This is a genomic window from Paraclostridium sp. AKS73, from assembly GCF_025671395.1.
Classification (GTDB): Bacteria; Bacillota; Clostridia; order Peptostreptococcales; family Peptostreptococcaceae; genus Paraclostridium; species Paraclostridium benzoelyticum.
The window spans coordinates 19551-31627 of record NZ_JAIXHU010000003.1; the positions used below are offsets into that span (position 1 = coordinate 19551).

18 protein-coding genes are annotated in these 12077 nt (G+C 26.2%); all 18 read right to left on the reverse strand.

Translation table 11 applies throughout. The features are described from left to right. Window positions 1-24: 24 nt before the first annotated feature. The 18 genes from LEQ07_RS02705 to LEQ07_RS02780 all read right to left on the reverse strand — a co-directional run bounded on the left by LEQ07_RS02705 (window position 25) and on the right by LEQ07_RS02780 (window position 12020). Entirely contained in the window at window positions 25-531 is a 507-nt protein-coding gene (locus LEQ07_RS02705) for a GNAT family N-acetyltransferase (RefSeq protein WP_263329427.1), read from the reverse strand. A 127-nt stretch (window positions 532-658) separates the two neighbouring features. Beyond that, entirely contained in the window at window positions 659-865 is a 207-nt protein-coding gene (locus LEQ07_RS02710) for a hypothetical protein (protein WP_263329428.1), read from the reverse strand. 8 nt (window positions 866-873) lie between these two features. Continuing rightward, window positions 874-1614, reverse strand: coding sequence for a hypothetical protein (locus LEQ07_RS02715; protein WP_263329429.1), 741 nt, complete (start codon window positions 1612-1614; stop codon window positions 874-876). Then, window positions 1611-1814, reverse strand: a complete 204-nt coding sequence (locus LEQ07_RS02720) for a hypothetical protein (protein WP_263329430.1) — start codon at window positions 1812-1814, stop codon at window positions 1611-1613. Before LEQ07_RS02720 ends, LEQ07_RS02715 begins: the two co-directional genes overlap by 4 nt. Window positions 1815-1825: 11 nt before the next feature. Beyond that, window positions 1826-2485: an ATP-binding cassette domain-containing protein gene (locus LEQ07_RS02725; protein WP_317851990.1), complete on the reverse strand. Its 660-nt coding sequence runs from the start codon at window positions 2483-2485 to the stop codon at window positions 1826-1828. Between the two features lie 17 nt (window positions 2486-2502). Continuing rightward, window positions 2503-2706 (reverse strand): ATP-binding cassette domain-containing protein, encoded by a 204-nt coding sequence (locus tag LEQ07_RS20015; protein WP_317851991.1) that lies wholly within the window; start codon window positions 2704-2706, stop codon window positions 2503-2505. Window positions 2707-2717: 11 nt separating this feature from the next. Beyond that, entirely contained in the window at window positions 2718-3581 is an 864-nt protein-coding gene (locus tag LEQ07_RS02730; RefSeq protein ID WP_263329432.1) for a hypothetical protein, read from the reverse strand. Next, window positions 3541-4128, reverse strand: a complete 588-nt coding sequence (locus tag LEQ07_RS02735; protein WP_263329434.1) for an RNA polymerase sigma factor — start codon at window positions 4126-4128, stop codon at window positions 3541-3543. The genes LEQ07_RS02730 and LEQ07_RS02735 overlap by 41 nt, the downstream gene beginning before the upstream one ends. Before the next feature lie 251 nt (window positions 4129-4379). Next, window positions 4380-5207: a cytochrome c biogenesis protein/redoxin gene (locus LEQ07_RS02740; protein WP_332842859.1), complete on the reverse strand. Its 828-nt coding sequence runs from the start codon at window positions 5205-5207 to the stop codon at window positions 4380-4382. After that, entirely contained in the window at window positions 5204-5473 is a 270-nt protein-coding gene (locus tag LEQ07_RS20575; protein ID WP_334307494.1) for a cytochrome c biogenesis protein CcdA, read from the reverse strand. The genes LEQ07_RS02740 and LEQ07_RS20575 overlap by 4 nt, the downstream gene beginning before the upstream one ends. A 233-nt stretch (window positions 5474-5706) precedes the next feature. Continuing rightward, on the reverse strand, window positions 5707-6864 hold the full coding sequence (locus LEQ07_RS02745) for a YhgE/Pip domain-containing protein (protein ID WP_317851996.1): 1158 nt from the start codon (window positions 6862-6864) through the stop codon (window positions 5707-5709). Continuing rightward, window positions 6861-7844: a YhgE/Pip domain-containing protein gene (locus LEQ07_RS02750; RefSeq protein ID WP_263329436.1), complete on the reverse strand. Its 984-nt coding sequence runs from the start codon at window positions 7842-7844 to the stop codon at window positions 6861-6863. The genes LEQ07_RS02745 and LEQ07_RS02750 overlap by 4 nt, the downstream gene beginning before the upstream one ends. Before the next feature lie 18 nt (window positions 7845-7862). Beyond that, on the reverse strand, window positions 7863-9401 hold the full coding sequence (locus tag LEQ07_RS02755; protein WP_263329437.1) for a YhgE/Pip family protein: 1539 nt from the start codon (window positions 9399-9401) through the stop codon (window positions 7863-7865). Between the two features lie 17 nt (window positions 9402-9418). Next, complete coding sequence (locus LEQ07_RS02760) at window positions 9419-9709, reverse strand: YhgE/Pip domain-containing protein (protein WP_263329439.1); 291 nt, start codon at window positions 9707-9709, stop codon at window positions 9419-9421. A gap of 37 nt (window positions 9710-9746) precedes the next feature. Continuing rightward, window positions 9747-10007, reverse strand: coding sequence for a YhgE/Pip domain-containing protein (locus LEQ07_RS02765; RefSeq protein ID WP_263329441.1), 261 nt, complete (start codon window positions 10005-10007; stop codon window positions 9747-9749). 145 nt (window positions 10008-10152) lie between these two features. Then, window positions 10153-10920, reverse strand: a complete 768-nt coding sequence (locus tag LEQ07_RS02770) for a sensor histidine kinase (protein ID WP_046822851.1) — start codon at window positions 10918-10920, stop codon at window positions 10153-10155. A gap of 129 nt (window positions 10921-11049) precedes the next feature. Next, window positions 11050-11670: a PAS domain-containing protein gene (locus tag LEQ07_RS02775; protein ID WP_263329443.1), complete on the reverse strand. Its 621-nt coding sequence runs from the start codon at window positions 11668-11670 to the stop codon at window positions 11050-11052. A gap of 128 nt (window positions 11671-11798) precedes the next feature. After that, window positions 11799-12020, reverse strand: coding sequence for a hypothetical protein (locus tag LEQ07_RS02780; protein WP_263329444.1), 222 nt, complete (start codon window positions 12018-12020; stop codon window positions 11799-11801). Between the last annotated feature and the right edge of the window lie 57 nt (window positions 12021-12077).

The following is a 12077-nucleotide window of genomic DNA, read 5'->3' on the forward strand; positions in this document are numbered from 1 at the left end:
TTTTGGTTGCAAATTATTTAATTCTTAAGCTTCGAAAAACTCTTTTGCATACTTAACTACTCCATTTACATTTTTTAATGAAGTTGGTTCAAGCTCTATAACCATAAAGTTTTCGCTTGGTATATCAAATGGTGGATTTACCCTAAATTCTTTAGCTTCTCTAAATCCAAATTTTGGATAGTATTTTTCACTTCCAAGAACTACAACCGACTTATATCCTAAGTTTTTCGCAATACGTAAGCCTTCACTTATTAACTTACTACCTATTCCTTGTCTTTGATATTTAGGTAATACCGAAAGTGGAGCTAATGCAAGTGATTCTGTCTTTAAGTCCTTGTTTTCTATTGATATTTTAGTAAACATAATATGCCCAACTATAGTTTTATCACAAGTTGCTACAAGTGATAACTCTTGTATATAACTATCTGAGTTTCTAAGTCTATTTACCAAATCTTGCTCACTTCCATCAGAATGTTCTGCACTTTTAAATGATTCCTTTATTAGATCATATATTTCTTCTCTATCTTTCAACTGTTATTTTCTAATATTTATACCCACTCTATTTCCTCCTTAAGCGTAAAAAATATTACATAAAGTATATCAAATATAAATACCTTATGTAATATTTTAAATTGGAATTATTAATTATAATTAAAGTTTATACAACTTGTCTTTTACCTATCTTATGTATTAGATATAATACTATAGGTATACTTACTGCAGCAATTGAAACTATGACATTTAAATATAGAGTAGGAGTTCCGAGTATATTATAGGTACTTATATTTCCAAACATACTTATTGGTCCTATTAAATTTTCTATATTTAATTCCATAAAAATCTTAGTCAACATATATGTAGGCATAATTTTAGCTAAAATCCAGGGCCTAGTAATATCACTACATTGATTGCAAAAGATATCATATCATTTTTGCTAATTAGTGATACTAACATAATTAATAATGTAAATAGTACAACTCCTATATAGCTCACCAATAACCCCATCATATAAAATGTCCCTATATTCATAATATATGGTGTCCTTGCATAACTAGGTAAAAATCCTAATGGTAAATTCCATCCATCAAAACCATGCATAGCCATTATAGCAACTTGTATACCATTTATAACCAGAAATATTATTGTAGAGAATAATAACCCGGATATAACTTTTGCTAGCGTTAATTTACCTTGTCCATTTTTTGAACTAAATATTATTGATGCAGTGTTACTTTGATATTCATTACTAAATATAGTACATATGGATACAATTATCAAAATAGCCATCCACAGTGGATTCATATTAAATTCAGTTGCATTTCTCCACCCAAATTTAAAATAAAATTTAGGTATAGGTTTTTTTTCAATTAAATCATGTATATATTTAAACTCTTTATATTCATAACTACTTTTCTCTCCATCTTTTTCTAATTTAGCAATCTCTTTTTTTATATCATCAAATTTATAAAATCTTCCGTTTATCATGTATTCAGGGTTTGCAGCCATAAAAAAATCATATATTCCATACGCTGATACTCTCTCTTTATCTGTAACATACTCGCCCTTGCTATCTTTTTCCATTATCTGTAATCCATTCTTTTCTAAATATTTCATTTTTCATCAGTTATAACTTGTCCTTCATATTCTTGTCCTACTTTTTTTATATTTTCATAACTTTTCAACCCTTTTCCCTTCATATCTAAATAATCAGTTATAGATGGTAATACAGATGATATTATGCATATTACTATCAATGCTAAAACTGATTTTTTAGAAAATATCTTATATAATTCAAATTTTATTAAATCCTTCATAACTATTCCCCCTAAAAGCTAATCTTTTCATCAAAATAATATAAAAACAAATCTTCCAAACTAGGATTTTCATCTATTACGTCAACATCTTTTATATGTATATTTTCATGGCCTACAACTCTAACTAGAATATGGTCTTTCTCCCTTACTATATTAGAAACTTTAAATTCATTTTGAACTTTATGAAGCATGTCTTCTTTTATTCTCAAGCTATATACTTTCCCTCTAATACGCTTTAAAAGTTCATTTGGAGTATCTTTTTCAACTAATTTACCATCTTTCATAATAATTATTTCATTTGATATAAACTCTACATCTGAAACTATATGAGTAGATAAGATTACTATTTTATCTTTTGATATCTCAGATATTAAGTTTTTAAATCTTATTCTTTCATTAGGATCTAGACCTGCAGTTGGTTCATCTAATATTAAAACTTTTGGATCGTTTAAAAGTGCTTGTGCAATTCCTAATCTTTGCTTCATACCTCCTGAAAATTTACCTATTTTTCTATTTCTATCTTTTTCTAGGTTCACAAATTTTAAAAGTTCATCTATTTTTACTTTTGAATATTCTTTTTCCAAACCTTTTAAAGTAGATACATATTCTAAAAATTTTTGTGCCGTAAATGTTTTATAAAATCCTACATCTTGTGGTAAGTATCCAAGCAAACTTCTATAATCTGCCCCTAATTCAGATTTACTTTTCCATTTAAGTATACTTCTCCACTAGTTGCATTTGAAACATCAGCTATTATTCTCATAAGAGATGTTTTTCCTGCTCCATTAGGTCCTAATAAACCGTATATCCCATTATTTAAAGTCACATTAAAATCACTTACTGCTATTTTATCTTTAAACGATTTATTTATATTTTTTAATATTAATTCCATTTAATTCCCCCCTAAAAATCTAAGTTTTTATAATCTATAGAATTTATACTTTTTTTATAAAATAATTTTGATGCAATCATTGTAAGTACAAATAGCAATATAAGTACTAAAAACAACTTATAGTTCTTTACATTTACTATATAGTTAATAGTGTCGTTGTCTACCATATTGCTTACAACTATCCATATACTTGTAGATAATACTATACTGTTCATTCCCCTATAGATAGATGCTAATATCAGTGATATTAATGATATAAAACAAGTTGGAATTAAACATATATTTATTATCCTTAATAAGCTAACTTCAGAATAAGTTCCTGTTAATATTAAACTAGTTACTAAAGTTAAAGCTATAGCCGTTGTAGATATTATTACTAACTTTGCAAATAGTATTTCTCTAAATGAATATTTATAGCTTAATTCTAACTCCCACATATTTTCTTCTTTTCCTCTCAATATTTCAGCTAACCCAATAATTATTGGTATAGGAGATACAGTGTAGGCACATAAGTATGGATTTAAATTAAGTTTTATAGTACCAATTACTCCACATAAAACAAGAATTATCGATGCAATTAAGTACAACTTATTAAATATCTTAAATTGCATTTTTAACAGCCCCATACTAGTACTGATTTTACTATATAAATTCATATTTTCATTTTTAATTATTTCTTCATTTTTATTTTGTGGCATATAATTTCTTAATTTATCTATAGTTAAATCTACGTTTTCTTCATCAACCTCTTTTACAATATAGCTATTTAAGAAATTTTCTATATCTAAAAATTCTTCATCTAATAAAATTTCAAAATCCTCATTTTCTATATCATCATATCTTAGATTTTCTTTTATCGTTGGTGTTTTGCTCATAATTATCACCTCCAAGTAATTTTTTTAGATTTTTAACTCCATTAAACAATCTAGATTTTATTGTATTTTCATTTTCTCCTGTTATATCACTTATCTCTTTAATTTTTAAATCATTGTAATATTTAAGTATTAAAGCTTCTTTTTGAATTTTAGGTAAACTACTTAAAGCCTCTTTTATCTTAATAGCCTCTTCTTTTTTTGATAATATATCTATTACATTCGTCTTATCTTCTATTTCATAATTACTAATATCGTCACTTCTCTTTCTTTGATTGTATATTTTACTTTTAAAATAATCTTTAGTTGTATTAAGTGCAATTTTTAATAACCAGCTTTTAAAATTTCCCTCTTTTAACTTATACTTATCTATGTTTTTCATCATTTTTATAAATGATTCTTGGGTTATATCATAAGCGATGTTATAATCATTTACATTTCTATATACAAAGCTATGTACCATATCATAGTATCTCTTTACTAAGACTTCCATTGCACTTTCATTTCCCTTTAAGATTTCTTTTATTAATTTTTCATCCGATTGAGCCATTTTCATCCCCCTTTCACTTATATAACGAATTTAATTTATAAAAAGTTTTATATTTTGTAAAATTTTTCCTATATGATTATATCAATAAAATCCATGTCCATTTAATATTTAATTTTATAAAGCATAAAAAAGCCGATTAATATAAATTTCACTTTATATTAATGGCTTTATATTAACTATATTTAATTTAAATATCCATGTATTTTGCTATTTCTTTTATGTATTTTGATTTTTAAAAATATAAAGTATACTTACTGATCTCCCTCTATAAGAGATTTCATAGTCTCTTTATCCATAGCCCCTGGTACATATTGTGTTACATATCCATCTTTATCTATTATAAACGTTGTAGGAAATGCACTAATTCCATATTGATAAGCTAAAGCCCCATCTTTATCCATCACAACAGGAAAATTGTATTTATTTTGATTTAAAAATTCCTTAATATCTTCTTCTGATCCTTCATTACCCAAATTAGGAGATGCAACTCCTAAAATTACCACTTCATCCTGATTTTTATTATATTCTTTATATAAATCTTCTATATGAGGCATTTCACCCCTACAAGGTGGACACCATGTTGCCCAGAAATTTAAAAATACAGTTTTGCCTCTATATTCACTTAGTTTATGTTCTTTTCCATATTGATCATATAAATTAAAGTCTATTGACATTATTTTATTATCATCTTTATTTTCATTTTCAATATTTGAATTATCTTGGGTTATTTCACTTTTATTACTACTAGAATTATACAGTTCTAAACCTCCATTTATAGCCATTATTAGTCCAGATACTATAAGTATTATACCACCTATTTTTTTTATTAATCCCATATGATTCTTCATATTATCAATTGATTTAAACAATTTATTATAAAACATAGAAACTATTATAAATGGTAATATAAATCCTATTGTATAAATTAAAATCAACAAGTTTGATGTAGCTATGTCTTTTGAATTTGATGCCATAACAAGTACAGATGCTAATATTGGACCTATACAAGGAGTCCATCCAAAACTAAATGTAAATCCTAATAAAAAAGCTGAAATTGGGTTCATCTCTTTAGGTTTCATGTTAAATCTTTTTCTCTATTTAATATAGATGACTTAATAATTCCTATATAAAATAGACCCATAACAATTATTATAATTCCTCCTAGAATCATTATGAAATCTTTATTACTATTAAAAAATGATTTAAGAGCATTTACTGATGATCCTAATATGAAGAATGTTACAGATATTCCAAGCGTAAAAAATATAGTATTTTTAAAAAGTGAACTATGTATAAATATTTTTTTATCATTTTTTAAGCTATCTATACTACTATTTGATAACATACTTAAATAAATAGGTAGTATTGGCAATATACACGGAGAAAAAACGATATTACCCCTTCTATAAAAACTACGATCAAATTAAATTTATCCATTGTACCTCCTATTTTTTCTTAATTTACCATAATTTATATCTTTAATAATTATATCAATTTAATAAATAATTTGTAATAAGTAACTTTAAAGTAACCCAAACTATTATAATTAAAAAAGGTACCTAAATAGGTACTTTTTAATTATAATCCTGATTCTTTAAATTTTTCATTTACAAATTCTGTAGCATTGTGGAATGTCTTTTTAAATACAACTAGCGCTAAGAATATTATAAAGAATAAAGTTAACATTATTAAGTCATGATAAACAGCATCCATACTAGGGCCTGCTATAGCTTCTCTAAATCCATCTATAGCATAAGTAAATGGCCAAAATGGCTGTAATACTTCAAATATTTTAGGATTTGTTTGTATTGGGTATATACCACCAGACCCTGCAATTTGAAATACCATTATTACTATTGCAATAGCCTTACCAATATTACCAAATAATGATACTAGAGTAAATATCATTGTTGTGAATAAAATTGATGATACTATTGTAAATAAAAATAATAAAGGTATACTTACAGGCGCTTGGAATATAAATATATCACCTATTGCTATTATCAATGATTGTATCAGCGATACAGTCATAAATGTAAGCATTTTTCCAAAATGTTTTTGAACTAAATTTGTACGTTCTCCTTCTAATTCTTCACATTCTGTAGTAAGCAACGATGTAGCTAAAAGTGCTCCTACCCATATTGCTAGAACTGAATAAAAAGGCATTAAGGCAACTCCAAATATTCCAGCTTTGTAAAGTTCTTCTGTTTTAACATTAACTGGAGATGCTATAAATGAAGCTATTTCTTTCGAATTTTTATCAAGTGTTGAAATTAACTTATCTAAATTTTCATCTGTTAATATATTAGTTTTTTCAATTAATACATCTAAATCTTTTTCAAATTTATCTAATTGTTTAGCTATGTTTTCAGATTGTTTTATAGCTAAGTTGCTACTTGATATTCCAAAGTTAGATAGTGCATTTAACTGAGGTACTAAAACATTTATGCTATCTAATACATTGTTCATATCACTTGAACTAGAAATCATAGAGTTCCCTACACTATTTAAAACACCTGATATATCTGAATTAAATGTTCCACTTATTAAATTTAACTTGTTATTAAATGCATTAGATAAATCTAATAAAGAATCTAGTTGTTCATTGATTTTTTCTTTTCCTTCATTATTGTTAATTAATGATTTTATACTTTCAAGTTTTTCACTTTCTGAATCAAGTATTCCACTTAATTTTTTTAGAGAATTTATTAAATTATTTACTTTATCACTACCTATTTTTCAAGACTTGATATAAGACTATCAAGATTACTTTGCATAGATGATATTGTATTTAATATCGATTCTATAGCTTTTCCCAAATCTTCAGTAGATCCGCTATTATTTAAATCTTTTAAATTATTAATTTGATTTTGCAAGTTGCTGTTCATACTATTTATAGAACTCATACTACTACTTAAATTTTGAGAAGCATTATTAGTATTGTTTTGAGTAACTAAAACCAAATCTTTACCATTATTTATAACTGATTTTAAATCATTTACTTCTTTAGTGATTAAAGGAAGGTTCCCTTTAGTATCTTTTAAATATTTTTTCAAATTATTAGCATGTGTACTTGCTTCTTTTACATAGCTATCAATTTTTTTCAAGTTACTTGCTGTACTGTCTAATGTTTCTTTTAACTCAATTATTTGTGGTTTATTATCTTCTAGCTTGACACCTAGTGATGTAAGGAAGCTAAAAGCTTCTTTATTTACAGTATCTACAAAGTTTGATTTAACCTCTTCCACCAATTTATCTTTAGCAACATCTGTAATTTTTGTAGCTATTGCATTTACTTTTTCATTAGCCTTATATATTATGTTTGGCTTTTGAGGGTCTTTAGTTGAAAGAGATGCTAAATCCTTTGAAAAATCGCTCGGTATTTCAATTAAAGCATAATACTTACCCTCATTTAACTGATAATTTCCTTGCCATTCTTCTGTAAATTCCCAACCTATATTATGGTCTTTTTTAAGATTTTCAACAATTTCATCTCCAACATTTATAACTTTTCCATTAACTGATGCCCCTTCATCTTTATTGACTACGGCTACAGGTATATTCCCTGTATTTATATATGGATTCCAGCATGCTTGTATATTTACCCATGCATATAATGAAGGTATTAAACAAAGCCCGGCTATTATTATAAAGGCTGCTGGAATACTTGTTATGTGCTTTAAATCTCTTAAATATATTTTAAAAACTTTTTTCATTTCCTCACCTCTATAAAATTACTCTGACAATCCAGATTCTTTAAATCCTTTTTCAAACTTTCTAACAGATTCATTAAGCTTTTCTTTTAAGAAATACCCTATCATTATAGTAATGCCACCCATAAATATAAGTATAAATGTATTAAACATAATAGTACTTAAAAGCGGACCCGCTATAGCCTCTCTTAAATTGCTTAGTGTATATGTAAATGGGAAAAATGGCTGAAGTATTCTAAATATTAAAGGGTCTACCTGTATAGGATATGTTCCTCCAGAACCTGCTATTTGAATAACCATTAATATTATCCCTATTGCTTTCCCTATGTTTCCAAATAATGATACTAGTGTATATAGTATTATTGTAAATACTGCTGAAGATAGAACTGTAGTAAATATAAGCAGACCCAAACTATCAGTTTGAACTCCTAATATAACTTTGTCTCCAAGTCCTACAATAAACCCTTGTATCATTGCAAAAAATACAAAAGTAATCATCTTACCAATATATCTTTTCTTTATACTTAGCCCAACAAACTCATCAGCTTCTGTTGTAAGTAATGATACTAGTACTAATCCTCCAACCCATAAAGCTAATGTCGTATATATAGGAGCCATTCCTGAACCATAATTTTCAATTGGATATATTGGTTCTGATTTTAAGTTAAATGGATTTGAAAGATAGTCTCCCATAACTTGAGGCTTGCTTTGTAATATAGCTATTATTGAATCTAAATCATTATCATTTACTTTTTTAAGTTCAGTACTTAATAAGTGTATAGTATCCTTAAATTGATTTAACTTCGTCTGTAAATCTTTTGTCATTTCTGCTGTTAAATCGCTTCCTTTTGATGCATATCCTAATATTTCGTTAGTTGCTTTAACTAACCCCTTAGAACTATCAACTAAATTAGCTGCATCCTTTGTTGATGTTATTAAGCTATCCGCAGTTTTATTTAAAATAGGTCTAACTTGTGAATCATACGAATTTATAGAGTTGTTAGTTCTATTTGATAATTCGCCAGCTGTTTCATTTATTGAATCAATTGCATCTTTCATAGAATCTGCAGATCCATTTAATTGACCTTTAAGATTATCTAATTTTGATTGTTGTTTATTAAGTAAGTCTTTTATTTTATTTAAATCCCCAATTAATGCTGTTATTTTGTCATTTTCTCTTACATCATTAAATTTATTTAAAAGGTTAATAACAGAATCAATTTGAGATTTACTATTATTTATCTGACTCTCTAATTGTGATATAGATGAACTTACTATTTCTTTCGAATCAGAACTTGAATTGTTCAATCTATTCACTATATCTTTTATTTGATTGTTTTGATTATTAATTTGATTTAAAGTAGATTTAACCCCATTTAATGAATCATTCAAATTATTTTTTATATTGCTTAAGTTTTTACTTGCATTCATATTAGAATCAGAAACTGCATCAATACCTGTTGTAACTTGTGGTAAAGTACTTTGAATATCTTTTAAATATGTAGCTAAATTTTCTGAATTTCCATTTACACTCTCAAGTGCAAAGTTAACAGCATCCATATGCTCATCAAGCTCTATTATAGTTTTTTTAATTTTAATATCTTGTCCTTGTTTTCATTAATATCTTTACCATATATATTTAAAGCTGAAAATACTGTTTTATTTACTGTAGCAATGAAATTTGAATTAATTTGATTAACAAGTGTTTCTTCAGCTACTTCTGTAATTTTACCAGCAACTGGGTTAGATTTTGTATCTACTTTATATATTATAGTTGGCTTAGTTGGATTTCCACTTGTAACACTAGTTAAATCTTTTGTAAAGTCACTTGGTAGCTCTATCATTGCATAATAAGTTCCATCAAGCACTCCTGCATTAGCTTTTTTTCATTTACAAATTTCCATCCTATACTTTTATTTTTCTTAATTCAGTTATTACATCATTTCCCACATTTAGACGCTTGCCATCTAGAGTTGCCCCTTTATCCTTATTAACTATAGCAATTGGTATATTACTAGTATTTTCATAAGGATTCCAGCATGCTTTAATATTTATCCAAGCATATAAAGATGGGATAATACACAACCCTATAACTATTATAAGTGCTATTGGATTTTTAATTAGATTTTTCATATCTCTTTTAAAAATCTTTATTGAATCTCTCATATTCTCCTCCATTCATTTTAGCTTTGTTAGAAATCTTAACATCAACGAGTATATTATACCATTATTTTACAAGTAAATTAACGTTTTATTATAACAAATAAAAAATAGTCTATATATTAAATATACAGACTATTCCATCATTTCATCATATACATATATCTGAAAACTCTACAGATATTTGATTTTCATTGCTAATATAATCGCTATTTTCGCAACTAGTTTTTGAAGAATCTTTTACTAATGAATTTGGCAATATTATAGTAAATTTACTACCTTTTCCTAGGTCACTTTTTACCTTTATGCTACCCTTATTCATTTCAACTAAGGATTTAACTAAGTTAAGTCCTATACCACTACCTTCTTGTTTTGAATTGTTTTTAACCTGTTCAAATCTTTCAAATATCTTGTCTATTTTATCTTCAGGAATCCCGATACCTGAATCTTTTACACTTATTTCTATATCATCTTTACAGTTTATAGAGACTTCAATTTCTCCTCCAGGTTTATTGAATTTAATTGCATTAGAAATTAAGTTTAAAATTATCCTTTCCATATTATCAGGATCAAATGCAATAAGTTTTTCTTCTGTATCTGTATCAAATATTATAGATAAATTATTGCTTTTTACAAATTCAGATACTGATAAACATATATTTTCCACATAACTAATAATATCTTTGTTTTTAGGATTGTAACTAAAGCAACCTGACTCTAACCTAGTAGTATCAATTAGATTATTTACTAATTTTAATAATCTTCTTCCATTTTGCTCTACTATATTTAAATATCTTCTAAAATAATTGAATATCTCTTCATCTAATAAATCCATCTTTAAGTTTAAAACTTGTAAAGAACTCAAAATTAGGTTTATAGGTGTTCTAAGTTCATGTGATATATTAGCTAAAAAATCCATTCTCAATTTTTCAACTTCTAACTCACCTTTTTTACTCTGAGTTATGTCACTTATTACACATATTTTTTAATTATATTTCCATTCTCATCTAGTAAAGATACAATTCTAACCCAAAACCACTTTTCCTCTTTATTTTTTAATACCTTTAAAAGTTATTAAAATTGGGTTTTTATAGTTATAATCATACCTTTCATTTCCTTGTGGTTCAAAACTCTCCCAGTTTTCTTTCCAAACATTTATATCATCATATAGTTTCTCAGGATTAGTTCCAAATACTCTTTCAAAAGACGGACTTATATAATAAGCTTTTTTATCATCAGCGATGACAATTACTTCTTCAATATTGTTTGCTATTTCTAAAAAAGTTCTCTCATTTTTTTCTATGTTATTCAATAATTCAATTTTATTTGTTATCTCAATTGATATACCTATTGTCCCTAAAATCAAACTATTATTTTCTTCAGTATAAGGCCACTTAGCAGTTTGAAGATACATATTTTTATTATTACCTGAATTTATAAATTCATCATAAACCTCTAATTTATTGCATTTGATAATCATATTATCTGTCCTTATAAATTCATTAGCCCTATCTTCAGGAAATAATTCATAGTCAGTATGTCCTATAACTTCAGCATAAGTTTTATCAAAAAACTCTAAAAATTTCTTATTTACATCTACATATACACCATTTCTGTTTTTTATCCATGCTATAAAAGGTGAATTTTTTAAGGTTGAGGATAAATTCATATGTTGTTTACTAACTTTAGTAAGTCTAATATGGTGTTCATTACCTTCCGTACCATATACCTCAATATTAAAGTAGGAATTAATTCTTTTACATAAATTTCTTTTATACATTTTTTATTTTTTGATTTTCAAAAATATATTCCCATTCTTCCCTTTCTTTTTGACATTTTAGTTTTTATATAATCATTACATTTTTGATCACTTCCCACCCCAAAAAATCGTTCATAAGCTTTATTCGTATCTTTTATCTTTACCCCTATATATTTATTATTTTCATCTTTTATAATTTCTATATGTAAGTATGCTATAGGACTATCTTCTATTATCTTTCTATATATGTAATTTGACATTTTCTCCCCCGATTTACTTTTTATAATTTAATTTTATAGAATCTCTAGTTAAATTTC